At 73.6% G+C, this 26,274-nt stretch carries 27 protein-coding genes; 18 read left to right on the top strand and 9 right to left on the bottom strand.

Annotated elements, in window-relative coordinates; translation table 11 throughout:
* The first annotated feature begins 48 nt into the window (after positions 1-48).
* From tilS to folE, 4 genes are all read left to right on the top strand, one after another.
* Positions 49-1,143 (top strand): tRNA lysidine(34) synthetase TilS, encoded by a 1,095-nt coding sequence (tilS, locus tag Sdagh_RS17520; protein ID WP_189421951.1) that lies wholly within the window; start codon positions 49-51, stop codon positions 1,141-1,143.
* 79 nt (positions 1,144-1,222) lie between these two features.
* On the top strand, positions 1,223-1,783 hold the full coding sequence (gene hpt / locus Sdagh_RS17515) for a hypoxanthine phosphoribosyltransferase (protein WP_189421952.1): 561 nt from the start codon (positions 1,223-1,225) through the stop codon (positions 1,781-1,783).
* Between the two features lie 174 nt (positions 1,784-1,957).
* A complete protein-coding gene (gene ftsH / locus Sdagh_RS17510; RefSeq protein ID WP_189421953.1) occupies positions 1,958-3,997 on the top strand; it encodes an ATP-dependent zinc metalloprotease FtsH in 2,040 nt (679 codons plus the stop codon).
* A 108-nt stretch (positions 3,998-4,105) separates the two neighbouring features.
* Positions 4,106-4,711 carry a GTP cyclohydrolase I FolE gene (folE, locus tag Sdagh_RS17505; protein WP_189421954.1) on the top strand — a complete coding sequence of 202 codons (606 nt, stop codon included), beginning with the start codon at positions 4,106-4,108 and terminating at the stop codon, positions 4,709-4,711.
* A gap of 893 nt (positions 4,712-5,604) precedes the next feature.
* On the opposite strand, the gene Sdagh_RS17500 is transcribed toward folE, so the two are convergent.
* The 5 genes from Sdagh_RS17500 to folP form a co-directional block, all read right to left on the bottom strand.
* On the bottom strand, positions 5,605-6,093 hold the full coding sequence (locus Sdagh_RS17500; protein WP_189421955.1) for a DUF3180 domain-containing protein: 489 nt from the start codon (positions 6,091-6,093) through the stop codon (positions 5,605-5,607).
* 46 nt (positions 6,094-6,139) lie between these two features.
* Positions 6,140-6,751 carry a 2-amino-4-hydroxy-6-hydroxymethyldihydropteridine diphosphokinase gene (folK, locus tag Sdagh_RS17495; protein ID WP_190076955.1) on the bottom strand — a complete coding sequence of 204 codons (612 nt, stop codon included), beginning with the start codon at positions 6,749-6,751 and terminating at the stop codon, positions 6,140-6,142.
* On the bottom strand, positions 6,748-7,107 hold the full coding sequence (folB, locus tag Sdagh_RS17490; RefSeq protein WP_189421957.1) for a dihydroneopterin aldolase: 360 nt from the start codon (positions 7,105-7,107) through the stop codon (positions 6,748-6,750). Before folB ends, folK begins: the two co-directional genes overlap by 4 nt.
* Before the next feature lie 260 nt (positions 7,108-7,367).
* A complete protein-coding gene (locus tag Sdagh_RS17485; RefSeq protein WP_190012075.1) occupies positions 7,368-7,871 on the bottom strand; it encodes a nuclear transport factor 2 family protein in 504 nt (167 codons plus the stop codon).
* Positions 7,868-8,752 (bottom strand): dihydropteroate synthase, encoded by an 885-nt coding sequence (gene folP, locus Sdagh_RS17480; RefSeq protein WP_190076954.1) that lies wholly within the window; start codon positions 8,750-8,752, stop codon positions 7,868-7,870. The genes Sdagh_RS17485 and folP overlap by 4 nt, the downstream gene beginning before the upstream one ends.
* Before the next feature lie 234 nt (positions 8,753-8,986).
* Here folP and Sdagh_RS17475 point away from each other — a divergent pair, with 234 nt between their 5' ends.
* Positions 8,987-10,243 carry a hypothetical protein gene (locus Sdagh_RS17475; protein WP_190076953.1) on the top strand — a complete coding sequence of 419 codons (1,257 nt, stop codon included), beginning with the start codon at positions 8,987-8,989 and terminating at the stop codon, positions 10,241-10,243.
* A 32-nt stretch (positions 10,244-10,275) separates the two neighbouring features.
* Here the strand turns inward: Sdagh_RS17475 and Sdagh_RS17470 are convergent, their stop codons facing one another.
* Positions 10,276-11,613, bottom strand: a complete 1,338-nt coding sequence (locus tag Sdagh_RS17470) for a PH domain-containing protein (protein ID WP_190077030.1) — start codon at positions 11,611-11,613, stop codon at positions 10,276-10,278.
* On the bottom strand, positions 11,598-12,116 hold the full coding sequence (locus Sdagh_RS17465) for a PH domain-containing protein (RefSeq protein ID WP_190076952.1): 519 nt from the start codon (positions 12,114-12,116) through the stop codon (positions 11,598-11,600). Before Sdagh_RS17465 ends, Sdagh_RS17470 begins: the two co-directional genes overlap by 16 nt.
* A 31-nt stretch (positions 12,117-12,147) precedes the next feature.
* Between Sdagh_RS17465 and Sdagh_RS17460 the strand changes: the two genes are divergently transcribed.
* A complete protein-coding gene (locus tag Sdagh_RS17460; protein WP_189421962.1) occupies positions 12,148-13,299 on the top strand; it encodes an NADH-quinone oxidoreductase subunit D in 1,152 nt (383 codons plus the stop codon).
* On the opposite strand, the gene Sdagh_RS17455 is transcribed toward Sdagh_RS17460, so the two are convergent.
* Positions 13,264-14,322 (bottom strand): SAM-dependent methyltransferase, encoded by a 1,059-nt coding sequence (locus Sdagh_RS17455; protein ID WP_190012077.1) that lies wholly within the window; start codon positions 14,320-14,322, stop codon positions 13,264-13,266. The two genes, Sdagh_RS17460 and Sdagh_RS17455, sit on opposite strands and share 36 nt — an antisense overlap.
* 126 nt (positions 14,323-14,448) lie before the next feature.
* On the opposite strand from Sdagh_RS17455, the gene Sdagh_RS17450 reads away from it, so the two are divergent.
* Genes Sdagh_RS17450 through Sdagh_RS17440 form a run of 3 tightly spaced genes read left to right on the top strand, consistent with a single transcriptional unit; the run spans position 14,449 to position 17,011 of the window.
* On the top strand, positions 14,449-15,651 hold the full coding sequence (locus Sdagh_RS17450; RefSeq protein WP_189421964.1) for a sensor histidine kinase: 1,203 nt from the start codon (positions 14,449-14,451) through the stop codon (positions 15,649-15,651).
* A 39-nt stretch (positions 15,652-15,690) separates the two neighbouring features.
* The gene (locus Sdagh_RS17445; RefSeq protein ID WP_189421965.1) at positions 15,691-16,362 is read left to right on the top strand and encodes a response regulator transcription factor; all 672 of its coding nucleotides are present in this window, start codon (positions 15,691-15,693) and stop codon (positions 16,360-16,362) included.
* Positions 16,355-17,011, top strand: a complete 657-nt coding sequence (locus Sdagh_RS17440; RefSeq protein WP_226535261.1) for an AAA family ATPase — start codon at positions 16,355-16,357, stop codon at positions 17,009-17,011. The genes Sdagh_RS17445 and Sdagh_RS17440 overlap by 8 nt, the downstream gene beginning before the upstream one ends.
* A gap of 56 nt (positions 17,012-17,067) precedes the next feature.
* On the opposite strand, the gene Sdagh_RS17435 is transcribed toward Sdagh_RS17440, so the two are convergent.
* Positions 17,068-18,273, bottom strand: coding sequence for a threonine aldolase family protein (locus Sdagh_RS17435; protein WP_226535258.1), 1,206 nt, complete (start codon positions 18,271-18,273; stop codon positions 17,068-17,070).
* Positions 18,274-18,528: 255 nt separating this feature from the next.
* Between Sdagh_RS17435 and Sdagh_RS17430 the strand changes: the two genes are divergently transcribed.
* The 9 genes from Sdagh_RS17430 to Sdagh_RS17390 all read left to right on the top strand — a co-directional run bounded on the left by Sdagh_RS17430 (position 18,529) and on the right by Sdagh_RS17390 (position 26,043).
* Positions 18,529-19,575 carry a Rossmann-like and DUF2520 domain-containing protein gene (locus Sdagh_RS17430; protein WP_190076951.1) on the top strand — a complete coding sequence of 349 codons (1,047 nt, stop codon included), beginning with the start codon at positions 18,529-18,531 and terminating at the stop codon, positions 19,573-19,575.
* Complete coding sequence (gene panC, locus Sdagh_RS17425) at positions 19,572-20,582, top strand: pantoate--beta-alanine ligase (RefSeq protein WP_189421968.1); 1,011 nt, start codon at positions 19,572-19,574, stop codon at positions 20,580-20,582. The genes Sdagh_RS17430 and panC overlap by 4 nt, the downstream gene beginning before the upstream one ends.
* Positions 20,579-22,282, top strand: coding sequence for an L-aspartate oxidase (locus Sdagh_RS17420; protein ID WP_189421969.1), 1,704 nt, complete (start codon positions 20,579-20,581; stop codon positions 22,280-22,282). Before panC ends, Sdagh_RS17420 begins: the two co-directional genes overlap by 4 nt.
* Before the next feature lie 4 nt (positions 22,283-22,286).
* Positions 22,287-23,270 carry a carboxylating nicotinate-nucleotide diphosphorylase gene (gene nadC, locus Sdagh_RS17415; protein WP_189421970.1) on the top strand — a complete coding sequence of 328 codons (984 nt, stop codon included), beginning with the start codon at positions 22,287-22,289 and terminating at the stop codon, positions 23,268-23,270.
* Positions 23,271-23,282: 12 nt separating this feature from the next.
* Positions 23,283-24,080, top strand: a complete 798-nt coding sequence (locus Sdagh_RS17410; RefSeq protein WP_189421971.1) for a type III pantothenate kinase — start codon at positions 23,283-23,285, stop codon at positions 24,078-24,080.
* 108 nt (positions 24,081-24,188) lie between these two features.
* Positions 24,189-24,797 (top strand): hypothetical protein, encoded by a 609-nt coding sequence (locus tag Sdagh_RS17405; RefSeq protein ID WP_190076950.1) that lies wholly within the window; start codon positions 24,189-24,191, stop codon positions 24,795-24,797.
* 27 nt (positions 24,798-24,824) lie between these two features.
* Positions 24,825-24,992, top strand: coding sequence for a hypothetical protein (locus Sdagh_RS17400; protein WP_189421973.1), 168 nt, complete (start codon positions 24,825-24,827; stop codon positions 24,990-24,992).
* A 67-nt stretch (positions 24,993-25,059) separates the two neighbouring features.
* Positions 25,060-25,500, top strand: a complete 441-nt coding sequence (locus Sdagh_RS17395) for a BlaI/MecI/CopY family transcriptional regulator (protein ID WP_372478453.1) — start codon at positions 25,060-25,062, stop codon at positions 25,498-25,500.
* Positions 25,501-25,509: 9 nt separating this feature from the next.
* Positions 25,510-26,043 carry an amino-acid N-acetyltransferase gene (locus Sdagh_RS17390; RefSeq protein WP_189421975.1) on the top strand — a complete coding sequence of 178 codons (534 nt, stop codon included), beginning with the start codon at positions 25,510-25,512 and terminating at the stop codon, positions 26,041-26,043.
* Positions 26,044-26,274 lie beyond the last annotated feature (231 nt).

Below are 26,274 nucleotides of genomic sequence, written 5' to 3'. Positions count from 1 at the left end.
CGACACACGGGCCCACCCCCTCCGCCAATTTCATGAAGGGCACCGGACATGGGTCCCCATCCTGCGGTCGCGGCGATACGCCTGGCGGTCCGCCGCGTCCTCCACGACATCCTCACCGAACACCACGGCACCGGGCACGCGGACATCCCCGACGCCGCACTCCCCCACCCGACGACGCACGCGGGCCCGCCCGCGCCGCCACGCCCCCCGGCGTCCACCCGGCCGGCGACGCCCCCGCTGGTGCTGGTGGCGTGCTCCGGCGGCGCCGACTCCATGGCCCTCGCCTCCGCCCTCGCCTTCGAGGCCCCCCGCCTCGGCGTCCGGGCCGGCGGCATCACCGTCGACCACGGCCTCCAGGCCGGCTCCGACCTGCGCGCCGAGGAGGTCGTCGTGCGCCTGCGCGCGCTCGGCCTCGACCCCGTGGAGTCCACCGCCGTGACCGTCGGCCGCGAAGGCGGCCCGGAAGCCGCCGCCCGCGACGCCCGCTACGACGCCCTGGACGCCGCCGCGGAGCGCCACGGCGCCGCCGCCGTCCTGCTCGGCCACACCCGCGACGACCAGGCCGAGACCGTCCTGCTCGGCCTCGCCCGCGGCTCCGGCATCCGCTCCCTGTCCGGCATGGCCGCGGTCTCGGGGGCCGGCGGCCGTTACCGGCGCCCGTTCCTCCACCTCGACCGGCAGACCGCCCGCAAGGCATGTATGGCCCAGTCCCTGCCCGTCTGGGACGACCCGCACAACACCGACCCCGCCTACACCCGCTCCCGGCTGCGCCACGAGGGCCTGCCCGCCCTGGAGAAAGCCCTCGGCAAGGGCGTCGTCGAGGCGCTGGCCCGCACCGCCCAGCTCTCCCGCGACGACGCCGACGCCCTCGACGGCTGGGCCCGGCAGGCCGAGGCCGGCGTCCGGGACGCGACGGGACTGCTGGACTGCAGCAAGCTCTTCGCCCTGCCGCCCGCCGTCCGCCGCCGCATCCTGCGCAGGGCCGCCATCGAGGCGGGCGCCCCGGCCGGTTCGCTCTTCGCCCGGCACATCGAGGAGATGGACAAGCTGATCACCGGCTGGCGCGGCCAGGGAGCCATCAACCTGCCCGGCAAGGTGGTCGCCCAGCGGCAGGGTGGCAGACTGGTCATCCGGCGGGGCTGAACCCCGACCGCCCCGAGCCCGGCTCGGGCGGCCGAACGGCTGTCAGCCGGACGCCGTAACTGCGGGACGACCGAAAGTGATGCGGGTGGACGCGAACGACATGGGTGCCGATCTCCAGCGGGTGCTCATCACCAAGGAAGAGATCGACGCGAAGCTGGCCGAGCTGGCCGCGAAGATCGACGCTGAGTACGCGGGCAAGGACCTGCTCATCGTCGGAGTCCTCAAGGGCGCGGTGATGGTCATGGCCGACCTCGCCAGGGCACTGTCCACCCCGGTCACCATGGACTGGATGGCCGTGTCCTCCTACGGCGCGGGCACCCAGTCCTCCGGGGTCGTGCGCATCCTCAAGGACCTCGACACCGACATCAAGGGCAAGCACGTCCTGATCGTCGAGGACATCATCGACTCCGGCCTCACCCTCTCCTGGCTGCTGTCCAACCTCGGCTCGCGCGAGCCCGCCTCCCTGAAGGTGTGCACGCTGCTGCGCAAGCCCGACGCCGCCAAGGTCGCCATCGACGTGCAGTGGGTCGGCTTCGACATCCCCAACGAGTTCGTCGTCGGGTACGGCCTGGACTACGCCGAGAAGTACCGGAACCTGCCGTTCGTGGGTACGCTCGCGCCCCACGTCTACGGCGGCTGACACGCCTGTACGGGACGGACGGGAACCCCGGCGGCCCTCGCACCGTTGGAGCATGCAGACGGTGGAGCCGGACATCCCGTGCGGCTGCGGGCCACCAAGCTGGGGTACCGTCAGAAGAACTGTCTTATCAAACTCACTATGGCAGGAGGGACGGGGCGGCACCGCTCCGTGTGGATGGACGTGAAGCGATACTTCCGTGGGCCGGTCATGTGGATCGTGCTGGCCGTCCTTGCCGTGGTCGTGTTGATGCAGGTCGTCGGCTCGTCCGGCGGCTACAAGACGGTGGACACGGGCCAGGTCGTCCAGGCGATCAATCAGAACAAGGTCGAATCGGCCAAGCTCACCACCGGTGACGAGCAGACCGTCAAGGTCCAGCTCAAGGATGGCGAAAAGGTCGAAGGCAGCTCGAAGATCCAGGCGAGCTACATCGGCGATCAGGGCGTGGACATCGCCAACACGCTGCAGAACAAGTACCAGGACAAGCAGATCCCGGACGGCTACACCGTCTCGCCGTCCAAGCAGAACCCGTTCGTCGGCATTCTGCTCTCCCTGCTGCCCTTCGTCCTCATCGTGGTCGTCTTCCTGTTCCTGATGAACCAGATGCAGGGCGGCGGCTCCCGGGTGATGAACTTCGGGAAGTCCAAGGCGAAACTGATCACCAAGGACACCCCCAAGACGACGTTCTCCGACGTCGCCGGGTCGGACGAGGCCGTCGAGGAACTCCACGAGATCAAGGAGTTCCTCCAGGAACCGGCCAAGTTCCAGGCCGTCGGCGCCAAGATTCCCAAGGGCGTCCTGCTCTACGGGCCTCCCGGCACCGGCAAGACGCTGCTCGCGCGAGCCGTCGCGGGCGAGGCGGGCGTCCCGTTCTACTCGATCTCCGGTTCCGACTTCGTCGAGATGTTCGTCGGCGTCGGCGCCTCCCGGGTCCGCGACCTGTTCGAGCAGGCCAAGGCGAACGCCCCGGCGATCGTCTTCGTCGACGAGATCGACGCGGTCGGCCGCCATCGCGGCGCCGGCCTCGGCGGCGGTCACGACGAGCGCGAGCAGACCCTCAACCAGCTCCTCGTCGAGATGGACGGCTTCGACGTCAAGGGCGGCGTGATCCTCATCGCCGCGACGAACCGGCCCGACATCCTCGACCCGGCACTGCTGCGCCCCGGCCGCTTCGACCGGCAGATCGCCGTCGACCGGCCCGACATGCAGGGCCGTCTGGAGATCCTCAAGGTCCACCAGAAGGGCAAGCCGGTCGCCCCGGACGTCGACCTGTCGGCCGTCGCCCGGCGCACCCCCGGCATGACCGGTGCCGATCTGGCCAACGTGCTCAACGAGGCCGCGCTCCTGACCGCCCGCAGCGACCAGAAGCTGATCGACAACCACATGCTGGACGAGGCGATCGACCGCGTCGTGGCGGGCCCGCAGAAGCGGACCCGGATCATGTCCGACAAGGAGAAGAAGATCACCGCGTACCACGAGGGCGGACACGCCCTGGTCGCGGCGGCCTCACCCAACTCCGACCCGGTCCACAAGATCACCATCCTGTCCCGGGGCCGCGCCCTGGGCTACACGATGGTCCTCCCGGACGAGGACAAGTACTCGACCACGCGCAACGAGATGCTCGACCAGCTCGCCTACATGCTGGGCGGCCGGGCGGCCGAGGAACTGGTCTTCCACGACCCGACCACGGGCGCCGCGAACGACATCGAGAAGGCCACCGGCCTGGCCCGCGCGATGGTCACCCAGTACGGCATGACCGAACGGCTCGGCGCGATCAAGTTCGGTGGCGACAACACCGAACCGTTCCTCGGGCGGGAGATGTCCCACCAGCGCGACTACTCGGAAGAGGTCGCCGCGCTGGTCGACGAAGAGGTCAAGAAGCTCATCGAGACCGCGCACAACGAGGCGTGGGAGATCCTGGTCGAGAACCGCGACGTCCTCGACAACCTGGTCCTGGCCCTCCTGGAGAAGGAGACCCTGGGCAAGGAGGAGATCGCCGAGATCTTCGCGCCGATCGTCAAGCGCCCGCCGCGTCCCGCGTGGACCGGCTCCTCGCGGCGTACGCCGTCCACCCGTCCGCCGGTGCTCTCCCCCAAGGAGCTGGCCCTGACGAACGGAGCCAACGGCGCCACGGCGGCGATCAGCACCGCCAAGAGCACGGCGGCGGACCCCGCCCCGGCTCCGGAGCGCGCCCCGGAGGACCGCCCCGAGAGCTGACGGCCCCGCGAGGCCCGGAATGACTGCCGCGCCCCCCAGGTTCTAGCCTGGGGGGCGCGGCAGTCCCATATGCCGACAAGCAGGACAGTGACAGGAACGAGGCACCACATGACCGACCCCGTGACGCTGGACGGCGAGGGCTTCGTCGGCGAGTTCGACGAGAAGCGGGCCGAGAACGCCGTACGCGAACTGCTGATCGCGGTCGGCGAGGACCCGGACCGCGAGGGTTTGAAGGAGACGCCGGCGCGGGTGGCGCGGGCGTACAGGGAACTCCTGGCGGGGTTGCGCCAGGAGCCGGAGGATGTCCTGACGACCACGTTCGATCTGGGGCACGACGAGATGGTCTTGGTCAAGGACATCGAAATCGTTAGCCTCTGTGAACATCATTTGCTGCCATTTCATGGCGTAGCTCACATTGGGTATATTCCGGCTGAAACGGGCAAGATAACGGGGCTCTCCAAGCTGGCGCGGCTGGTGGAGGTGTTCGCCCGGCGTCCACAGGTGCAGGAGCGGCTGACCACGCAGGTCGCCGACTCGCTGATGAAGATCCTCGAAGCCCGTGGCGCGATCGTCGTCATCGAGGCCGAGCACATGTGCATGTCGGTGCGGGGGGTGCGCAAGCCCGGCGCCAAGACCACCACGTCCGCGGTGCGGGGCCAGCTCAGGGACTCGACGACCCGGGCCGAGGCGATGAGCCTCATATTGGCGCGCTGACCTGATTGTCAGAGGTGCCCGGTACCTTCCTCGATCGGTGAGTTGTTCACTGATCAAGGGGGACACCGATGAGTCACGGGGTGCCGAGCAAGCAACTGGTGAGCGTGGTCGGAGGTACCCGGCAGGCCAGGAACGTGGAGGTGGGGGACAAGCTCTGGAGTCTGGACGGGACGCGCACGGTGCCCACGACCGTCGTCGAGGTGACGGCGGCTAAGGCCCGTGAGGTCGTGGACGTGGTGACCGACCGGATCACCTTCACGGTGGCCCCGGGACAGGAACTGGCGACACCTGATGGCCGGGTGCTCGCCTCTCGTGTGGCGGACGCCCCGGTGGTCTGGACCCCGGCTCGTAAGCTGTGCCGGGAGCGTCTGGTGATCAAGCCGGGATATGAACTCGGGTATGTCGTCGGAGCCACGTGCGCGGACGCCACCGTCGGACGGAACTGCGTGTCGCTCGTGGTCGACGACGAGGCGTTCGCCGGCCGTCACGCGACCTGTTTGACGGGTGCCACGGGACTGGGCGCCCGCCTTGAGCCGGTGACCCGTCCCTCGGACTTTCCGGCGGGACGTCCCCGGGTTTCGGGTGAGGGTGGTTTCGTCCTACTTGGCGGATCTCATGCGGCAGTATGTCGGGGGAGACGCGCACCATCTGAGGCAGCGGTTCCCGCGCGTGGTGCTCCGGGACATCGACACGTTCTGCGGTTTCCTGGACGGTTATGTCGATGGAGACGGGTTCCGGCACAAGCGATGGGCTGGTCGCACGGTCGTCAGTGCCAATGTTCCCTTCCTCGCGGAGCTGGCCACGGTCATCGGCGCGAGGTTCACGCCGTCTCGACCCCTACCCGGGTTTCCTGGTCAACGGGTATCTGACGAGACAGCCGTAGAGAGGGAGGGTCAGGCCGTCGAAGGGGTGCCCGGGGTGTTGTCGTCCTCGTCGTCGGGGAGGCGGCAGACGCGCTCCAGGAAGAGGGCGGACGCTATGACGGCGATGGCGGCGAGGACCGAGAAGCCGGCGTAGACGGCCTGGTCGCGGCGGGCGGGGATGTCGAGCTGCTCCAGCAGGAAAACGCCCGTGCCGCCGTACATCCCGGCGACCAGGGCGGCGACCAGGGCGCTGGCCTGGCCGAAGACGACCGCGCGGGCCGCCATCAGCGGGTCGACGCCCTTGGCGCCGGGGACGCGATCGCGCTGGGCCTTCAGACGGGCGCGCAGGGAGAGGGCCGTGGCCAGCAGGACCACGGCGATCAAGGCCAGCACGATGGGGGCGGCGAGGGGGACGCTGGGGAGGGTCCCCACCGAGTTCCACAGGCGGGCGCCCGCCCAGGACAGGATGCCGGCCACGGCGAAGACGCCGGCCAGCACCCTGATGCGCAGCTGTTTCACGGTGTCCCTTCGGTTCCCCGCACGATGGTCGTGTCGACCTTAACGACTATTCCGGCAGCCGGAGTTCCAGGTCGGCGCGGGGAGCGACGCCTTCGCGGCCGACAGCGCCCAGCAGGTCGGCGACCGGGCCGCGGCCGGGCAGTGCCGCCTCGGGGTCCACGTCGTGCCAGGGGGCGAGGACGAAGGCCCGCTCGTGGGCGCGCGGGTGGGGCAGGGTGAGGTGCGGGTCGTCGGAGACGACGTCGGCGTACGCGATGATGTCGACGTCCAGGGTGCGCGGGCCCCAGCGCTCCTCGCGGACCCGGTGGAAGGCTTCCTCCACGGCGTGCGCCCGCTCCAGCAGGGAGGTCGGGGGGAGGGTGGTCTTGAGGATCACGACCGCGTTGAAGTACGACGGCTGGGTGCCCGGGTCGACGCCCCAGGGCTCGGTCTCGTAGACCGGGGAGACGCCCTTGACGCGGATGCCGGGGGTGTCCTCCAGGGCGTCGATGGCGCCCTGGAGCGTCTCCAGCCGGTTGCCGAGGTTGGCGCCGAGGGCGATGACGGCGCGTTTGGGGTTGGACAGTGTGGTGTCCGCGGCGTCGACCTGGTCGACCACGGCGGCGGGCACGGGCTGGACGGTGGGGTCGGTGGGGCCTTTGAGGAAGGGGGCGCTCATACACGGCTCCGGGTGATGGTGACGGTGACGTCGTCGAAGGGCACCGTGATCGGGGCGTCCGGCTTGTGGACGCAGACCTCGACCTCCTGGACCGCCTCGTGCTTGAGGCACACCTGGGCGATGCGCTCGGCGAGCGTCTCGACGAGGTTGACGGGCTCGCCCTCGACGACGGCGACGACCTCCTCGGCGACGATGCCGTAGTGCACGGTCCTGGTCAGGTCGTCCTCGGCCGCGGCGGGCCGGGTGTCCAGGCCGAGGACGAGGTCCACGAGGAAGGTCTGGCCCTCCTCGCGCTCCTTGGGGAAGACACCGTGGTGCCCGCGGGCCTTCAGGCCGCGCAGCGCGACACGATCCACGCGATCACTCCTGCAGTCGTCGGTTCCGGCCGGTCCGCCCGCGGGGTGCGGACGGCACCCGGGCCGCTTTCGAATCTACCCGCGCGCACTGACGGTGCCGGGCCGCGGGGGGCTTCCGGCCGCTCGGCCGGCGGGAGGCGTCCCCGTGCGCCGTGGCGGGCGGGCCCGGTGGCTCACCGGGTGGTAGCCGTCCATACCCGCCGGTCGGTGATTCCAACCACTTTTCCGCGAGGACGCCGGAAGGGGTGTCCCGGGAGGTGTCAGGAAGGTGTCTCCTCGTCGTCGTCCTCGTCGGTCTCCGCGAGGACCGGGGAGCCGTGGTGGGACCAGAGTTTCCAGCCGGCGTCGGTGCGCCGGAAGACGTTGGTGGCGACCACGAGCTGGCCGACCAGGGGGCCGAGTTCGTCACCCTCCTCGGGGGCGGGGCCGCCGCTGAGGATGTTCTCCGTGCAGGTGACGACGGCCGTGTCGCCGGTGACGGAGACGTGGGTGTCGGTGAGGAAGAACTGGATGTAGTCGGTGTTCGCCATGATCAGGGCGTACGACCGCAGGACCTCCCCGCGGCCGGTGAGGACCGGCCAGCCGGGGTGGACGCAGGAGACCACGCCGGTGTCCGCCGGGTCGTGGTAGGTCTCGTCGACGCCGAGGTCGGACGGCGAGAGCCACATCTCGCTCAGCCGTTCGAAGGCGCCTTGTTCCAGTGCCTCGTAGTAGGCGGTGTTGGCCGCCTCGACCTGCTCGACGTCGAGGTGCGAGGCGCTCACCGGGCTCCTTCCGTGCCGCGGGCGGCGGCTCGTTCGACGGCGCGGACGACGCGTACGGCGTCGGCGGTCGCGCGGACCTCGTGCACCCGTACCGCCCAGGCACCGGCCCGGGCGGCGAGCGCGGAGACGGCGGCGGTGGCGGCGTCGCGCTCCCGCGCGGGCGGCACGGCGCCGTCCGGGCCGGCCAGGACCCGGCCGAGGAACCGTTTGCGGGAGGCGGCGACGAGGAGGGGGTGGCCCAGGCCCAGCAGGCGCTCCAGGTGGGCCAGCAGGACCAGGTCGTGCTCGGCGTCCTTGGAGAAGCCGAGGCCGGGGTCGACGACGACGCGGTCCGGGGCGATGCCGCCCTCCAGGACGGCCGTCACGCGCGCGTGCAGCTCGTCGGCGACCTCGGTGACGACGTCGTGGTAGCTGCCGCGCACGTTGCCGCCCGCCAGCAGGCCGCGCCAGTGCATGACGACGAAGGGGGCGCCGGCGTCCGCGACCACCGGGATCATCCGCGGGTCGGCGAGGCCCCCGGAGACGTCGTTGACCAGGGCGGCGCCTGCCCGGAGGGCCTGCTCGGCCACCGAGGCGCGCATGGTGTCGACGGAGATGGTGACGCCCTCGGAGGCGAGGCCGCGGACGACGGGGACGACCCGTTTCAGCTCCTCGGCCTCGTCGACGCGGGTGGCGCCGGGCCGGGTGGACTCGCCGCCGACGTCGATCAGGTCCGCGCCCTGGGCGACCAGGTCGAGGCCGTGTTTGATGGCGGCCGTCGTGTCGAACCAGCGACCACCGTCGGAGAAGGAGTCGGGGGTCACATTGACGACTCCCATGACCGCACAGCGGTCCCATGCGGTGAGTCCCGCCACGTGGCGGCGGCCGGTCTGCGTGCTCATGTGTTCAGCCTAGGCCCCCGGGGTGCCGGCCCTCTTCCCGGCGGTGATCTCCCCGTTCCGGGGAAAGCGGTGGTCGGGAGGGCAATGCCGGCGGGGCCGGTATTACCCGTCCGGATAAATGATCTTGGTCAATTGAGGCATCGATTCCTGATGCCTCGTGAACACTTACGGGACAGCGCTCTTTTTACGGGGTCGAGGCGTCAAGAAACGCCTACGCGCGGTAAGTTTCTGGCCATGCCACGTGGACGTCACCGCCATTCCCCGCCCTTGCACAGGCTGCTGCCGCCCTCGGCGCTCGCCGGCGTCTCCGTCGTCTGTGCCGCGGGTCCCTGGGTGTTCAGCGAAACGACGGTGCTCCGCGCGCTGGCCGGGGCCGCGGCGGTGACCGCGGTGCTCGGCGCGGTCGTCATGCGGCACTGGGACACCCAGGCGGGCAAACAGGTCGCCGACCTCACGCGCGCGCGGGCGGGCGACGAGTGGCGTTTCGAGGAACGCGTCGCGGAACTGGAGTCCGACCTGGAGGAGTCGCGCGAACTGCGCGCCAGACTGGAGCAGCGGCTGCGGGCCAAGCGCGCGGAACTGACGGGCCTGCGCGGCGAGCACGCCGCCCTGCTGCGCCGGTACGCCACGGCGGAGACCGAGCGCGCCAGCGCGCTGGAGGGCCGCCGGCGTCTGGAGCTGGAGGCGGTGGTGCCGACGCCCGCGCTGCCCGCGGCGCGCACGGCACCGGGCGCCGTACCGGAGACGGCGGCCCCGGATGCCGGGACCGAGGCGGTCCCCGGCCCGCCCGGGGTGTTCTCCCCGGAGGGCTCCCGGCTGTTCCTGCGGGCCCGGACGGCGCTCGCGCGGCTGGCCGCCGGCGGTGACGCCGAGGCCGGCCGGGCCGGGGACGGCGACGGCGACGGTGACAACGGCGGCGGTGGCGGCGTCCGGGCGACCGCAGCGCCGGCCGTGCCCGACCAGCGCGGCGAGCAGCGCGGCGCGCGCCACGCGGACCGGCGGGAGAGCGCCGCTCCGGAGCGCCCCGGCCCGCCCGCCCGCCCGGGTACGCCGGAGCGCCCCGGCGCGGCCGACGGGCACGGGCACGCGGCCGGTCCCGACCGGCTCGCCCAGCCCTCCGCGCCCACCCGGCGGACCACCGGGCACTTCACCGTGCCGACCGCGGTGGCCGTCGCCCCGCCCGCTCCGTCCGCGCGGCGCCCGATGGCCGAGGGCGGTTTCGACTTCTTCGGCAACAAGAAGGCGCAGCCCTCCGGCGCGGACGCCGGCGCCGCCGCCCCGGCCCTGGAGGCCGTGCAGAACGCCGTGCAGAACGAGGACCTCGCCGACGTCGTGGGCCAGGAGGCGCTCGCCCTGCACAAGGCCGAGGCGGAGGCCGGGTTCAAGCCGGCCGGCGAGGAGTCGCGCGGGGTCGGCCAGGTGATCGACCTGACGGCGCACGACGAGACCGAGCAGATCGACGTGGAGACCCTGCGCAGCGCGGTCTCCTGACCGCGGTCTCCTGACGACGCCGGCGGGCCGGATCACCCGCCCGCCAGCCACCGGTCCGGCTCCGCGTCGCGGCGCCCCGTGCGGGATCGTTCCGCCTGGTCCCGCAGGAGCCGGGCCGCCTCACCGGCGTCGCGCTGCCGCGCCGTCACCGTCCTGTTCGCGCCCGTGTCCACCCGTACGTCCGCCAGGCCCAGCGCCCGCTGCCACGGCCCCCGGGTCAGCCGGACGCTCTGCACCTTGGCGTGCGGGACCAGGGCGAGGCTGCGCCGCAGCAGGCCGTGCCGGGCGGCGAAGACCTCGGGGGTGACGGCGAGGCCGTAGCCGCGCCACCACAGCGGGACGCGGCGGCCGGCCCGGCGCGGCGGGCGGGACAGCGCCGCGTGCGGGGGCACCGCCGCCCCGGGCAGCACCCGGGCGACGACCGACTCGGCGATCGCCCGCGGCGCGACCGGCAGCAGCACGGAGTTGGCGGAGCCGGCCACGTCGAGTTCGACCCGCACCCAGCCCCGGCGCCGCCACAGCAGCGGCTCCACGATCCGTACGGTCTGCACCCGGCCCGGCGGCACGGTCTCGTGTGTGCGGTCCAGCAGTCCGCGGTCGATGCGCAGCCCGTCCGGGGACTCGGCCAGCGTCCAGTCGTACTCGCCGACGAACCGCCCCACGCTGCGCGCGCCCGCGGCGCCCGCCACGGGCACGGCCGTCGCCAGCACCGTCCACAGGCTGTGGGTGGCCGGCCACAGCAGCGCCGGTACGGCCACGGCGGCCAGCAGGGTGCCCCAGGTCGCCCCGGTCAGCAGCAGGGAGACGGCGAGGACGCCGGGCGGCACGCGCAGCAGGTGCCGGGCGGGGGCCTCGCCGACCCCGGCGGCGGCCTCGGGCGCGATCCCGGCCGCCCGCGCGAGCAGTTCGGCGCGCAGGGAGCGGGCCTCGCCGGCGCCGAGGAAGGCCAGCTCGTCCTTCTTGTCGGTGCCCACGACGTCCAGCCGGAGCTTGGCGACGCCCGCGACCCGGGCGAGCAGCGGCTGGGTGACGTCGACGGCCTGGATGCGTTCGAGGCGGAGGTGCGCGGTGCGCCGGAAGAACAGGCCGGTACGGATGCGCAGTTCCGTGTCGGTCACCGAATAGTGGGTGAACCACCAGGTCAGGAAGCCGTAGAGGGCGGCGGCGGGGATGAGTACGGCGAGACCGAGCAACAGGGTGGTGGTGGTCAGTCGGGCCAGTTGGCGCTGGGCCTGGTCGAGGTCGTGCACCGCCCAGCCGGCCAGCACCGCGACCGGCGCCCAGGCGCGGCGGAACGGCGTGACCGGGTGCAGCCGCCGCTCGGTCACTGCCTTCGGTGCCTCCGGCGGCGCCGTCACAGCCCCGCCGATCGGGCCTCGCCCAGCTCGGTGAGCCGGTCGCGGAGCCGTTCCGCCTCGGCCGGGTCCAGGCCGGGGATGGTGGCGTCGGTCGCGGCGGCGGCCGTGTGCAGCTGGACCCCGGCCAGCCCGAAGTACCGCTCGACGGGTCCGGAGGTCACCTCGACCAGTTGCATCCGTCCGTACGGGACGACCGTCTCCTCCCGCCACAGCACGCCCCGGGTGAGCAGCAGGTCGTCGGCGCGCTCGGCGTACCGCCAGGACCGCCAGTTGCGCTCCAGCATCACCCAGCCCCAGGCCAGCCCGGCCGGCGGCAGCAGGGCGAACGCGGCCCAGGCGGGGCCGGCGAACAGGCCGGGCAGGACGCCGGCCGCGATCGTCGCGAGCCCCGTCCACACCACCAGCAGCATCCGTCGCATCCGCAGCAGCCCCCGCGGCAGCCCGGTCCACACCGGCTCCGCCCCGCCCGCCGGTGTTCCCGTCGTCCCCGTGTCGTGCGGGCTCCCCGTCTCCATGGGGCCAGCGTACGTAGGGGAGACTGGGTTCATGACTCCTACGACGGAGACCATGGTCGGGATCGGCGGCGCGGCCGAGAGCACCGACATGGTGCTGAACATCGGTCCGCAGCACCCTTCGACCCACGGCGTGCTGCGGTTGAGGCTGGTGCTGGACGGTGAGCGGATCACCAGTGCGGAGCCGGTGATCGGGTACATGCACCGCGGCGCGGAGAAGCTGTTCGAGGCGCGGGACTACCGGCAGATCATCATGCTGGCCAACCGCCACGACTGGCTCTCGGCGTTCTCCAACGAGCTGGGCGTGGTCCTCGCCGTGGAGCGGATGCTCGGCATGGAGGTGCCGGAGCGGGCGGTGTGGCTGCGCACGCTGCTGGCGGAGCTGAACCGGGTCCTCAACCACCTGATGTTCCTCGGCTCCTATCCGCTGGAGCTGGGCGGCATCACGCCCATGTTCTACGCGTTCCGGGAGCGCGAGGCGCTGCAGAACGTGATGGAGGAGGTCTCCGGCGGGCGCATGCACTACATGTTCAACCGCGTCGGCGGCCTCAAGGAGGACCTGCCGGCCGGCTGGACGGCACGCGCGCGCGGCGCCGTGTCCGCGGTGCGTTCGCGGATGGACGTGTACGACGACCTGGTCCTCGGCAACGAGATCTTCCGGGGGCGCACGCGCGGGGTGGGCGTGCTGAGCGCCGAGGCGGTGCACGCGTACGGCGTGAGCGGGCCGATCGCGCGGGCCTCGGGCGTCGACTTCGACCTGCGCCGCGACGAGCCCTACCTGGCCTACGGCGACCTCGGGGACACCCTGCGGGTGGTCACCCGGACCGAGGGCGACTGCCTCGCCCGGTTCGAGTGCCTGCTGGAGCAGACGCACAACGCCCTCGCCCTCGCCGACGCCTGTCTGGACCGGCTCGCCGGGCTGCCGCCCGGCCCGGTCAACCAGCGGCTCCCCAAGGTCCTGAAGGCGCCCGAGGGGCACACCTACGCCTGGACCGAGAACCCGCTCGGCATCAACGGCTACTACCTGGTGAGCAAGGGCGAGAAGACGCCGTACCGGCTGAAGCTGCGCTCGGCGTCGTACAACAACATCCAGGCGCTGGCCGAGCTGCTGCCCGGGACGCTGGTCGCGGACATGGTGGCGATCCTGGGGTCACTGTTCTTCGTGGTCGGGGACATCGACAAGTAGGGCGTCCACGGCGTCCTCCGGGAGGCCGGCCGGCTGGAGCAGCCAGCCGAAGCCGCCGAGGCCGTCCGGCGCGGTGAGTTCGGCGGCCTCCCCGGCGCGCGCCAGGGCGCGGACGTATCCGGCGGGATCGGTGGAGGCGAGCGCGAGCGGGGGGCGCGCGCCGGTCAGGCCCAGGGCGCGCAGGGCGGCGCGCTGGGTCAGCAGGCGGGCGCCGGGCCGCGCGCACGCGTCCAGCGCGACATGGGCGGTCAGGTCGCGGGTCCCGTCGGGCACGGGCCGGACCTCGCGGCCGTCCCGGAAGCCCGTCAGCGTCCCGTGGGGCGGGCGGGCGTCCGCCGTGTGCGCGTAGTCGACGGCGACGGCGAGGCCCTGCTCCAGGGTCGACACGGCCGCCGCCCAGGCGGTGTCCCGGGGGAGCCCGATCTCGGCCCGCCGCCCCTCCTCGGGCGGCAGCGGCCACCAGCGCGCCAGCCAAGCCCGCTCGGCCCCGGCCCCGAGCCGCTCCCCGAGCCGCTCCGTGCCGTCGTCCCGCACCAGGACCCGGCGGGGCACGCCCTCGGCGTCCACCTCCACGACGTCCACGGGTACGTTGTCCAGCCACTCGTTGGCGAACAGCAGCCCCGTGCTCCCGTGCGGGGGCGTGTCCCGCCAGGCGATCCGGTCGTCGAGGCCCGGCGGCCGGTCCGCGATCTCGACGGCGGTGATCCGCGTCCGGGCGGCCAGCCCGGCGGGGAGCGCGGCGAGGACCCCGGCGGCGAGTTCGCCCCGCCCGGCCGCCATGTCCGTGAAGTCCAGCCGGGCGGGCCGGCCCAGCGCCGCGTCGACCCGGCCCAGCAGCCGTACGACGGCGGCGGCGAACAGCGGCGAGGCGTGCACGGACGTACGGAAGTGGGCGGCCGGGCCCTCGGGGCGGCGGTAGAAGCCGCCCGGCCCGTACAGCGCGTCGCGCGCGGCGTCCCGCCAGCTCCGCCAGGCGCCCGGCGCCTCCCCCGTCCCTGCCGTCCCTGCTGTCCCCTCGGTCACGGCCCCAGGCTACGGACCGGGGCGTGCGGGCGCGTACGGCCTCCACCTTGCGGAGTACACGCGCCCGCCGGGGATCGGCCCTCCGGTTGACCCATGCACCTATCGCGCTTCCCTACGCTGGGTCGTGTGCAGCGCCTCTACGACTTCCTCCGCAGGCACCCGACCGGTGTGGACCTCTTCTGGGCCCTCGTCCTGCTCGGGATGTCCCTGGTGTCCGCGGCGGCGGGCCAGGTGGAGCACGGCACGGACGCCCCGGCGCTGATCGTCCCGTTCGCCGTGCTGCTCTGCCTGGTGCTGGCGCTGCGCCGGCGGATGCCGGAGAAGATGCTGCTGCTCTCCCTCGTCCTGGGTGTCGGGCAGCTCGCGCTGGACGTCACCACGATGATCGCCGACTTCGCCATGCTGGTGATCGTCTACACGGTGGCCGCGACCGGTGCCCGCTGGGCGTCCCGGCTGGCGCTGGCGACCGGCCTGTGCGCGGCGCCGGTGGCGCAACTGCGCTGGCCCAGCGACCAGGCGGGGGTGGCGGGCAACATCGCGCTGACGGTCTTCATGACGGTGCCGTTCGCGCTCGCCTGGGTGCTCGGCGACTCCATCCGCACCCGCCGCGCGTACTTCGCCCAGCTGGAGGAGCGGGCCGCCCGGCTGGAGAAGGAGCGCGAGGCGCAGGCCAAGGTCGCGGTCGCCGCCGAGCGGGCCCGGATCGCCCGCGAGCTGCACGACGTGGTCGCGCACAACGTCTCCGTGATGGTGGTGCAGGCCGACGGCGCCGCCTACGTCCTGGACGCGGCGCCCGACCAGGCGAAGAAGGCGCTGGAGACCATCTCCTCCACCGGCCGCCAGGCCCTCGCCGAGATGCGCCGCCTGCTGGGCGTGCTGCGCACCGGCGAGCACCAGGAGGCCGGGGAGTACGTGCCGCAGCCCGACGTCCGGCAGATCGAGGACCTGGTCGAGCAGTGCCGCGGCTCCGGGCTGCCCGTGGACTTCGAGGTCGAGGGCACCCCGCGCCCGCTGCCCAGCGGCGTGGAGCTGACCGCGTACCGGATCGTGCAGGAGGCGCTCACCAACACCCGCAAGCACGGTGGTGAGGGCGCGGGGGCGAGCGTACGGCTGGTCTACTTCGACGACGGGCTCGGCCTGCTCGTCGAGGACGACGGCAAGGGCGCCCCGCGCGAGAAGTACGAGGACGGCGGCGTGGACGGACAGGGCCACGGCCTGATCGGCATGCGGGAACGGGTCGGCATGGTCGGCGGCACACTGGACGCCGGCCCGCGCCCCGGCGGAGGCTTCCGCATCAGCGCCCTGCTCCCCCTCAAACCCGCCCACTGACACACCCCCGACCCGCCCCGAGGCAAGGAAAGAGACCCGATGGCCATCCGCGTCATGCTCGTCGACGACCAGGCGCTGCTGCGCACGGGGTTCCGGATGGTGCTCGCCGCCCAGCCGGACATGGAGGTCGTGGCGGAGGCGGGCGACGGCGTCGAGGCCCTCCAGGTGCTGCGCGCCACCGCCGTGGACGTCGTCCTGATGGACGTCCGCATGCCCAAGCTCGACGGCGTGGAGGCCACCCGGCGGATCTGCGGGGAGCCCGGCGCCCCCAAGGTGCTCATCCTGACCACCTTCGACCTCGACGAGTACGCCTTCTCGGCGCTGAAGGCGGGCGCCTCCGGCTTCCTGCTCAAGGACGTGCCGCCGGCCGAACTCCTCGCCGCGATCCGGTCCGTGCACAGCGGTGACGCGGTGGTCGCCCCCTCCACCACCCGGCGCCTGCTGGACCGGTTCGCGCCGATGCTGCCGAGCGGTGCCGCGGAGCCGTCGCACGCGGGGCTCCAGCGGCTCACCGACCGCGAGCGCGAGGTGATGGTGCTGGTGGCGCAGGGCCTGTCCAACGGGGAGATCGCGGCCCGGCTGGTGCTGTCGGAGGCGACGGTGAAGACACACGTGGGCCGCATCCTGACCAAGCTCGGCCTCCGGGACCGGGTACAGGTGGTGGTCCTGGCCTACGAGACCGGCCTGGTACGGGCCGGCGGCCGTGGCTGAGGGCCCGCCGCCGGGCAGGGTGTTGTGGGTCAACGGCCCCTTCGGCGGCGGCAAGACGCAGACGGCGTACGAGCTGCGGCGCCGGCTGCCCGGCAGCGTCGTCTGCGACCCCGAGCACCCCGGCTTCGGGCTGCACCGCATGCTGCCGCCCGAACTGCGCGGCGACTTCCGGGACCTGGCCGCCTGGCGGCAGGGTGTGGTCGAGGTCCTCGACCTGGTCCTCACCCGGCGCGGCGGGGTGGTCATCGCGCCGATGACGGTCACCGATCCCGGCCACTTCGCGCAGACGGTCGGCCGGCTGCGCGAACGGGGCCACGACGTACGCCACTTCGCGCTCCTCGCCGATCGCGCGACCGTCCTGCGCCGGCTGCGCGAGCGCGGCGTGCCCGAGGCGCTGCGGAACATCACCGCACGGCGTCCCGGGCCGCGCCGGGAGAGCTGGGCCGTCGGCCGGCTCGACCACTGCCTGGAGCGGCTGCGCGAGCCGGAGTTCGCCGAGCACCTGTGGACGGACCGCCTGACCGTCCCGGAGACCGCCGACCGCATCGCCGCGGCCGCCGGCCTCCGCCTCCGCCCGAACACCGACGGCCCGCTGCGCACGCGGCTGCGGCAGGCGGGGGTGGGGCTGCGGCACCTCCGGTTCGACTGAACGGCGCGGGCGTCAGGAGGGGGGGCGGTGCGGGCCCCACGGCCGTCCGCCGGCCGCTACGAGCCCACCGCAGCCGCCCCCAGCCTCGCCGTGAACTCCGCCGCCGCCGCCCGTACGTCGTCGGCCGACCACTCCAGGCCCGCCGCCCCGACCTGGACCTCGGTCAGCGCCAGACCCGGGCCGGGGGAGTCCCAGGGGCGGGTGAAGAGGAGGGTGCCCGTCTCCTCGCCCTGGCGGATCGCCGCCTCCGTGACGGTGTCGGCGTCGTACGGCAGCCAGACCTGGAACTCATGGGTGTGCGGCACCTCCGGGTGGACCCGTGCCCAGGGCACGCCCGCCGCCGCGAGGCCCTCCCGGAGTGCTTCGGCCACCACGCGCGCGTGGGCCACGTACGACGGCAGCCGGGGCAGCTCCCGCTCCAGGCCGGCCAGCGCCGCCAGCGCGGCCGGGAACTGCTGGAAGACCATGCCGCCGTACCGGTGCCGCCAGCTCCGCGCCTCCTCCACCAGCGCCCGGGGTCCGGCCAGCGCGGCGCCGCCGAAGCCGTCCAGCGACTTGTAGAAGGACACGTAGACGCTGTCGGCCAGCTCCGCGATCTCGTCGAGCGGCCTGCCGAAGTGCGTCGTCGTCTCCCACAGGCGGGCCCCGTCGAAGTGGACCACCGCGTCCCGTTCCCGCGCGGCGGCGACGACCCCGGTCAGCTCCTCCCAGGCGGGCAGCAGGTACCCGGCGTCGCGCAGCGGCAGCTCCAGCATCAGCGTCCCGAACGGCTCCTCCAGGTCGCGCACCTCCTCGGCCGTGGGCTGCCGGGGCGCGCTCGTCACCCGCACCGGACGCAATCCGCTGACCTGGCTGAAGGCGTCCCGCTCGTGCACCTCGGGGTGGGCGAGGCCGTGCAGCGCGACCACGGGGCTGCCGGTGCGGCCCGCCCAGCAGCGCAGGGCCACCTGCTGGGCCATCGTGCCGGTGGGGAAGAACGCGGCGGCCTCCTTGCCGAGCAGCGCCGCGACCCGCTCCTCCAGCGCCGCGACGACGCCGTTGCCGTACATGTCGGCCGGCTCGTCCAGGTCGTACAGCTCCCCGGCGCCGTCCAGCACGGCCAGCCGCTCGCGGAGGGAGGCGACGAAGGCGGGGCGGGCCAGCACCCGCCGGGCGCCCCGGTGGGCGGCCGTCCGCCGCGCCCGGAGCCGTCGGCGCCGTTCCTCCTCGGTCACCCGTCCGGTCCCGCCGCCGTCGTTCCGTCCGGTCTCGTCATCGCTCATGGAACCGATCATGCAGGGTGGCGCCCGGCGTACGACAGTGAAACAGGGGCGTACGTCGATCGGCGCGAGCCCGGTCACCGGCTCCGGGGCACCGGCCCCCGGTCACCGGCTGCCGGCCGCCGTCCCGGCCGCCGTCCCGGTCGTCGGAACACCCACAGCCTGTGGACGGACGGCCGCTCCGGGAACCGATCGCGTTAACATGACGAAAAATCGTCCGGTACCCAGCGCGGACTGGAACGGGAAGGCCACCCTCGCGTGAACACAACCCCACACCCCGATCCCCGGGACCGCCCCGCGCGGCTCACCGTCGGCGTCGTCGGCGCCGGCCGGGTGGGCCCCGCGCTGGCCGCATCCCTCCAGCTCGCCGGGCACCGCCCGGTCGCCGCCTCGGGGGTCTCCGACGCCTCCCGCCGCCGTGCCGCCGCCCTGCTGCCCGACGTGCCCCTGGTGGAGCCCGCCGAGGTCCTGCGGCGGGCCGAGCTGGTGCTGCTCACCGTCCCCGACGACGCCCTGCCCGGCCTGGTCGCCGGGCTCGCCGAGACCGGCGCGGTCCGGCCGGGGCAACTGCTCGTGCACACCTCGGGACGGTTCGGCGCACGGGTCCTCGATCCCGCCCTGCGGGCCGGCGCCCTGCCGCTCGCCCTGCACCCGGCGATGACCTTCACCGGCACCCCCGTCGACGTCCAGCGGCTGGCCGGCTGCTCGTTCGGGGTGACCGCCCCCGAGGAGCTGCGGCTCGCCGCCGAGGCGCTGGTCATCGAGATGGGCGGCGAACCGGAGTGGATCGACGAGGACAAGCGGCCCCTGTACCACGCGGCGCTCGCCCTGGGCGCCAACCACCTGGTCACCCTGGTCGCCCAGTCCCTGGAGCTGCTGCGCACGGCCGGCGTCGGCGCCCCCGACCGGATGCTCGGCCCGCTGCTGGGCGCCGCCCTCGACAACGCCCTGCGCTCCGGCGACGCCGCCCTCACCGGCCCCGTCGCGCGCGGCGACGCGGGCACGGTCGCCGCGCACATCGAGGAGCTGCGCGCGCACGCCCCGGCGACCGTCGCCGGGTACCTGGCGATGGCCCGCGCGACCGCCGACCGGGCGCTCGCCCACGGACTGCTCCAGCCGCGCCTCGCCGAGGACCTCCTCGGCGTCCTCGCCGCGACCGCCGGGGGCGGCGAGGGAACCGGCCCGCACGAGGGCCCGCACGAGTGCCCGCACGAGGGCCCGCACGAAGGCCCCGGCGGAACCGGTGGCCATGACGGAACCGACGGCCCCGAGGGCCCCGAGGGCACGGAAGGGACCGCCCGATGACCGCCGCCTTGCTGAGCACCGCCACCGAACTCCACGCGCGCGAGCGCCGAGGCCGCCGGGCCGTCGTGATGACCATGGGCGCCCTGCACGAGGGCCACGCCACCCTGATCCGGGCCGCCCGCGAGATCGCCGGGCCGCACGGCGAGGTCGTCGTCACCGTCTTCGTCAACCCCCTCCAGTTCGGCGCCGGCGAGGACCTCGACCGCTACCCGCGCACCCTGGACGCCGACGTCCGGCTGGCCGGCCGCGCCGGCGCCGACGCCGTCTTCGCGCCGTCCGTCGACGAGGTCTACCCCGGCGGCGACCCCCAGGTCCGGATCAGCGCCGGGCCCATGGGCGAACGCCTGGAGGGCGCCTCCCGCCCCGGCCACTTCGACGGCGTGCTCACGGTCGTCGCCAAGCTCCTGCACCTGACCCGCCCCGACGCCGCGCTGTTCGGCCAGAAGGACGCCCAGCAGCTCGCACTGGTCCGCCGTATGGTCCGCGACCTGAACTTCGGCATCGAGATCGTCGCCGTGCCCACCGCCCGCGAGGCGGACGGCCTCGCGCTGTCCAGCCGCAACCGCTACCTCTCCGCGGCGGAACGCCGTACGGCCCTCGCGCTCTCCGGCGCGCTCTTCGCCGGGCGCGACCGGCACGCCGCCCAGCAGGCGCTGGCCGCCCGCGCCCGCGAGGTGCCCGCCACGCACGCGCGGGCCGAGGCGCTGGACCGGCTCGGCGAGTCCCGCGCGGCGGCCGACGCGCACGCCGTCGCGCAGGCCCCGGACCCCCGGGGCGGCGGCCCGGCGGCCGTCCGCGCCGCCGCCCGCCTGGTCCTGGACGACGCGGCCCGCGCCGTCCCGCCCCTGGAGCTGGACTACCTGGCGCTGGTCGACCCGTCCGACTTCACCGAGATCGGTGAGGACTTCACCGGTGAGGCGGTCCTCGCCGTCGCCGCCCGCGTCGGCACCACCCGCCTCATCGACAACCTCCCCCTCACCTTCGGACCCCTCGGAGCCGCCTCGTGACCGGCACAGGCATACGACTGCACGCTCCCGCCCCCGGCTGGGCCATCGACGCGGACGTGGTCGTCGTCGGCTCCGGCGTGGCCGGTCTCACCGCCGCCCTGCGCTGCGAGGCGGCCGGACTGCGGACCGTCGTCGTCACCAAGGCCCGGCTCGACGCCGGCTCCACCCGCTGGGCCCAGGGCGGCGTCGCCGCGGCCCTCGGCGAGGGCGACACCCCCGAGCAGCACCTCGCCGACACCCTGGTCGCCGGCGCCGGGCTCTGCGACGAGGAGGCGGTGCGCATCCTCGTCACCGAGGGCCCCGACGCCGTACGCCGCCTCATCGCCACCGGCGCGCACTTCGACGAGGCGGCCGACGGCGCCCTCCAGCTGACCCGCGAGGGCGGCCACCACCGGCGCCGCATCGCCCACGCGGGAGGGGACGCGACCGGCGCGGAGATCTCCCGCGCGCTGGTCGAGGCGGTCCGCGCGCGTGCCCTGCGCACCATCGAGAACGCCCTCGTCCTCGACCTCCTCACCGACGCCGAGGGCCGCGCCGCCGGCGTCACCCTGCACGTCATGGGCGAGGGCCAGCACGACGGCGTCGGCGCGGTGCACGCCCCGGCGGTCGTCCTCGCCACCGGCGGCATGGGCCAGGTCTTCTCGGCGACCACCAACCCGTCCGTCTCCACCGGGGACGGCGTGGCGCTGGCGCTGCGCGCGGGCGCCGAGGTGAGCGACCTGGAGTTCGTCCAGTTCCACCCCACCGTGCTCTTCCTCGGCCCGGACGCCGAGGGCCAGCAGCCGCTGGTCTCGGAGGCGGTCCGCGGCGAGGGCGCCCACCTGGTCGACGCCGACGGCGTCCGCTTCATGCTCGGACAGCACGAACTGGCGGAACTGGCCCCCCGGGACATCGTCGCCAAGGCGATCACGCGCCGGATGCTGGAACAGGGCGCCGAGCACATGTACCTGGACGCCCGGCACTTCGGCGCGGAGATGTGGCGGACGCGCTTCCCGACCATCCTCGCCGCCTGCCGCGCCCACGGCATCGACCCGGTCACCGAGCCGATCCCGGTCGCCCCGGCCGCCCACTACGCCTCCGGCGGCGTGCGCACCGACCCCCGCGGCCGCACCACGGTCCCCGGTCTCTACGCGTGCGGCGAGGTCGCCTGCACCGGCGTGCACGGCGCGAACCGCCTCGCCTCCAACAGCCTCCTCGAAGGGCTGGTCTACGCCGAGCGCATCGCCGCCGACCTCACGGCCGCGCCCCTGCCCGCGCGCGTCCCGCACCTGCCCCCGCACCCGGAACGCCCGGCGCACCCCCTGCTCCCCCCGGAGTCCCGCCTCGCCCTCCAGCGGACCATGACCGAGGGTGCCGGCGTGCTGCGCTCCGCCGACTCCCTGCGTCGCGCGGGCGACCGCCTCCAGGCCCTCCACGACGAGGCCCGCGAGACCCTCCACGAACACGGCAAGACCGCCGAGCCCGGCGTCGACACCTGGGAGGCCACCAACCTCCTGTGCGTGGCCCGCGTCCTGCTCGCCGCCGCCGCGCTGCGCGAGGAGACCCGGGGCTGCCACTGGCGCGAGGACCGCCCCGACCGCGACGACGGCGCGTGGCGGCGGCACATCGTCGTCACGCTGAACCCGGACCGTACCCTCGCGGTGCGCACCACCGAGGCAGCAGACTTTCCCCCTACCTCAGCCCAGCCCCAGGAGCAGTGACCCAGTGACACATCCCGACCTCCCCCTCGCCTCCGCCGGAGGCTGCGGCGACGGCTGCGCCTGCGGAGCCGGTCACCCCGAAGACGAGGAGTACCTGGAGTGCGGGCTCGACCCCGCGCTCGCCCAGCTGCTGACCGACGCCGGTCTCGACCCGGTCGAGGTCGAGGACATCGCCAACGTCGCCATCCAGGAGGACCTGGCCCACGGCGTCGACGTGACGACGGTCGCCACGATCCCCGAGGACGCGGTGGCCACCGGCGACTTCACGGCCCGCGAGGCGGGCGTCGCGGCGGGCCTGCGGGTCGCCGAGGCGGTCCTCTCCGTCGTCTGCGCCGACGAGTTCGAGGTCGAACGGCACGTGGAGGACGGCGACCGGGTCGAACCCGGCCAGAAGCTCCTCTCCGTCACCTCCCGCACCCGCGACCTGCTCACCGCCGAGCGCAGCGCGCTGAACATCCTCTGCCGCCTCTCCGGCATCGCGACGGCCACGCGCGCGTGGGCGGACGCCCTGGACGGCACGCGGACCAAGGTCCGCGACACCCGCAAGACCACCCCCGGCCTGCGCAGCCTGGAGAAGTACGCCGTGCGCTGCGGCGGCGGCGTCAACCACCGCATGTCCCTCTCCGACGCGGCCCTGGTCAAGGACAACCACGTGGTCGCCGCCGGCGGGGTCGCCGAGGCGTTCCAGGCGGTCCGCGAGCGCTTCCCCGAGCTGCCCATCGAGGTCGAGGTGGACACCCTGCACCAGCTCCGCGAGGTCCTGGACGCGGGTGCCGACCTGATCCTGCTGGACAACTTCACCCCCGGCGAGTGCGAGGAGGCCGTCGCCCTCACCGCCGGCCGCGCCGCCCTGGAGGCCTCCGGCCGGCTCACCCTGGGCAACGCCAAGGCGTACGCCGCGACCGGCGTCGACTACCTCGCCGTAGGGGCCCTCACCCATTCCTCCCCGATCCTCGACATCGGCCTGGACCTGCGAGCGGCGGAGTAGGGGAGCGGACGCATGCTGCTGACGATCGACGTAGGCAACACCCACACCGTCCTCGGCCTCTTCGACGGCGACGAGATCGTCGAACACTGGCGCATCTCCACCGACGCCCGCCGCACCGCCGACGAGCTGGCGGTCCTCCTCCAGGGCCTGATGGGCACGCACCCGCTGCTCGGCGACGAACTGGGCGACGGCATCGACGGCATCGCCATCTGCGCGACCGTTCCCTCCGTCCTCCACGAACTGCGCGAGGTCACCCGCCGCTACTACGGCGACGTCCCGGCCGTGCTGGTCGAACCGGGCGTGAAGACCGGCGTGCCGATCCTCATGGACAACCCCAAGGAGGTCGGCGCCGACCGCATCATCAACGCGGTCGCCGCGGTCGAGCTGTACGGCGGCCCGGCGGTCGTCGTCGACTTCGGCACGGCGACGACGTTCGACGCGGTCAGCGCGCGCGGGGAGTACGTCGGCGGGGTCATCGCCCCCGGCATCGAGATCTCGGTCGAGGCGCTCGGCGTCAAGGGCGCCCAGCTGCGCAAGATCGAGCTGGCCCGCCCGCGGAGCGTGATCGGCAAGAACACGGTCGAGGCCATGCAGGCGGGCATCGTGTACGGCTTCGCCGGCCAGGTCGACGGCGTGGTCGGCCGCATGGCCCGCGAGCTGGCCGACGACCCGGACGACGTGACGGTCATCGCGACCGGCGGACTCGCCCCCATGGTCCTCGGCGAGTCCTCGGCCATCGACGAACACGAACCCTGGCTGACCCTGATCGGCCTCCGCCTGGTCTACGAACGGAACGTGTCCCGCCTCTGACCGCCACCCCGTACGACAGCCCGGCCGCCGCGCGCATCCGAGTGGGACCGGTACGCCACACCTGACAAGCTCTGCCGGGTTTGTCTGATTAGCGCGTATCGTCGCCGCATGCCCACGCCCTACGGAATCCGCGGCGGCCTGGCGTTCGGTGTGGAGGAGCTGTGTGTGCTCCGCCGCGCCCTCGCCCTCGCCCTCACCCCCCGTCCCGCCCCGGCCGAGGACGTCCGGGACTGCCTCCGCCTGGCCGAGTCGCTCGACGAGGCGGCACGGGAGAGCGCCCGGCAGCGCGCCTTCCTCCTGGCCGACCTCGCCCGGTACCGCGCCGCCCTCCCCGGCACCGCCACGGGCTATCTGAGGCTCCTGGGCGAGGCGCTGGACGCCGGGCACCGGCCCACCGGCGACGACCTCGCCGCGCTCGGGGCCCTGCGCGGCACCCCCGCCGCCGCCGTCCTCCGGGAGCGCTGCCGGGCCCTCACGGCGGCCACGGTCCCCGCCGCCCGGAGCCGCACCCGCCTGCGCGTCCTGCCGGCCCCGCCCGAGGCCGCGGACCGGCCCGGCGGGAAGCCCGCCCCGGCCCCCCGGCCCGCCCCGGCCACCCCCAAGCGCCCCGTGCCCACCCCCGGCGAGGTCTTCCCCCGGCGCAAGCCCGCCCCGGAGCCCGCCCCGCGGCCGGCCCCGCCCCCCGGCGCACCCGGACAGCACCTCGCGGTGGGCTGAGCGGGGCCGGTGGCTACTCTGGGGGTCATGGACTACGTCTCCGCGCTCCTGCCCCCGGTCGTCATGGCCGTGCTCTTCATCGCCGTGATCCGGGTGATCGTGAAGACCCAGGGCGGTGCCAACAAGGCCAAGGAGGACGCGGCCGTGGACGCCGCCCTCGCCCGGGTGGAGGCGGACCGGCGCGCCGACTCCTGAGCGGCCGGACCCCGCCCCACGTTCCGGCCCCCGTCCGCCGGCGAACCGCACGTCCAGCACGCCATGGGTGAAATCTCCCACTAGTGTGCTGAATGTGCCTCGCCCATTGGGAGAACTCGAAGACGCGGTCATGACGCGGGTGTGGAAGTGGAACCGCCCGGTGACCGTTCGGGAAGTCCTGGAAGATCTCCAGCGGGAACGGTCGATCGCCTACACCACGGTGATGACCGTTCTGGACAATCTCCATCAGAAGGGCTGGGTCCGCCGCGAGGCCGAAGGCCGCGCCTATCGATATGAGGCGGTCTCCACCCGCGCCGCCTACGCCGCCGCCCTCATGAACGACGCGTGGTCCCAGAGCGACAACCCCACCGCCGCCCTCATCGCCTTCTTCGGCATGATGAGCGAGGAACAACGGCAGGCCCTCGGAGACGCCATCCGCATCGTCCGGGGCCCCGAAACGACCGAGCCCCAGAACCCCGGCTCCGCGTCCCCGGCCGATGAGCGATAGCGTCCGCTCATGTCAGCAGTGAGCCCCGAAGTCACCGCGAAAGCCATCACCGTACGCCGGGCCCGTACCAGCGATGTCCCCTCCGTCCGCAGACTCCTCGACGCGTACGTGCGCGGCCGCATCCTGCTCGACAAAGCGACGGTCACGCTTTACGAGGACATCCAGGAGTTCTGGGTCGCGGAGCGCGACGACAACGCCGAGGTCGTCGGCTGCGGAGCCCTGCACGTGATGTGGGAAGACCTCGCGGAAGTGCGGACTCTCGCGGTGAAGCCGGGCCTGAAGGGCGCCGGTGTCGGCCATCAGTTGCTGGAGAAGTTGCTGGAGACCGCGCGCTGGCTGGGCGTCCGCCGGGTTTTCTGTCTGACCTTCGAAGTCGACTTCTTCGGCAAGCACGGCTTCGTGGAGATCGGCGAGACGCCGGTCGACACCGATGTCTACGCCGAGCTGCTCCGTTCCTATGACGAGGGCGTCGCGGAGTTCCTCGGGCTCGAACGAGTGAAACCGAACACCTTGGGCAACAGCCGGATGCTTCTGCATCTGTGATCGTCACCGCCCGCCGGACCTGAACCGGCCCCGGCCGCCCCCCGCGAATCCGCGCTCCTTCCGCCGGGTTTATTCCACCCGCACCCCCCCGCGCGGGTGCCCCTTTGTCCGAAACGCGCATCTTCCGGTCCGGGGCGGGGCTACCGGCCTCCCCCGGGGGTTTGTGTTTTTCCGGCAAAAGCGGTTTGCTTTCCGACGTACTGCAGTACTGCATATAACAAGGGGCGGCGA

The sequence above is a fragment of the Streptomyces daghestanicus genome, assembly GCF_020521275.1.
Taxonomy (GTDB): Bacteria; Actinomycetota; Actinomycetes; order Streptomycetales; family Streptomycetaceae; genus Streptomyces; species Streptomyces griseoviridis.
The sequence above is the reverse complement of the archived record's forward strand: the minus strand, read 5'-3'. Positions and strand labels throughout refer to the sequence as shown.

What these genes read in the sequence shown, in the direction of transcription:
- tilS (WP_189421951.1), top strand. Translation starts at nt 49, where the DNA reads ATGGGTCCCCATCCTGCGGTCGCGGCGATACGCCTGGCGGTCCGCCGC.
- hpt (WP_189421952.1), top strand. Translation starts at nt 1,223, where the DNA reads ATGCGGGTGGACGCGAACGACATGGGTGCCGATCTCCAGCGGGTGCTC.
- ftsH (WP_189421953.1), top strand. Translation starts at nt 1,958, where the DNA reads ATGGACGTGAAGCGATACTTCCGTGGGCCGGTCATGTGGATCGTGCTG.
- folE (WP_189421954.1), top strand. Translation starts at nt 4,106, where the DNA reads ATGACCGACCCCGTGACGCTGGACGGCGAGGGCTTCGTCGGCGAGTTC.
- folK (WP_190076955.1), bottom strand. Translation starts at nt 6,751, where the DNA reads ATGAGCGCCCCCTTCCTCAAAGGCCCCACCGACCCCACCGTCCAGCCC.
- folP (WP_190076954.1), bottom strand. Translation starts at nt 8,752, where the DNA reads ATGAGCACGCAGACCGGCCGCCGCCACGTGGCGGGACTCACCGCATGG.
- Sdagh_RS17475 (WP_190076953.1), top strand. Translation starts at nt 8,987, where the DNA reads ATGCCACGTGGACGTCACCGCCATTCCCCGCCCTTGCACAGGCTGCTG.
- Sdagh_RS17465 (WP_190076952.1), bottom strand. Translation starts at nt 12,116, where the DNA reads ATGGAGACGGGGAGCCCGCACGACACGGGGACGACGGGAACACCGGCG.
- Sdagh_RS17460 (WP_189421962.1), top strand. Translation starts at nt 12,148, where the DNA reads ATGACTCCTACGACGGAGACCATGGTCGGGATCGGCGGCGCGGCCGAG.
- Sdagh_RS17445 (WP_189421965.1), top strand. Translation starts at nt 15,691, where the DNA reads ATGGCCATCCGCGTCATGCTCGTCGACGACCAGGCGCTGCTGCGCACG.
- Sdagh_RS17435 (WP_226535258.1), bottom strand. Translation starts at nt 18,273, where the DNA reads ATGAGCGATGACGAGACCGGACGGAACGACGGCGGCGGGACCGGACGG.
- panC (WP_189421968.1), top strand. Translation starts at nt 19,572, where the DNA reads ATGACCGCCGCCTTGCTGAGCACCGCCACCGAACTCCACGCGCGCGAG.
- Sdagh_RS17410 (WP_189421971.1), top strand. Translation starts at nt 23,283, where the DNA reads ATGCTGCTGACGATCGACGTAGGCAACACCCACACCGTCCTCGGCCTC.
- Sdagh_RS17405 (WP_190076950.1), top strand. Translation starts at nt 24,189, where the DNA reads ATGCCCACGCCCTACGGAATCCGCGGCGGCCTGGCGTTCGGTGTGGAG.
- Sdagh_RS17400 (WP_189421973.1), top strand. Translation starts at nt 24,825, where the DNA reads ATGGACTACGTCTCCGCGCTCCTGCCCCCGGTCGTCATGGCCGTGCTC.
- Sdagh_RS17390 (WP_189421975.1), top strand. Translation starts at nt 25,510, where the DNA reads ATGTCAGCAGTGAGCCCCGAAGTCACCGCGAAAGCCATCACCGTACGC.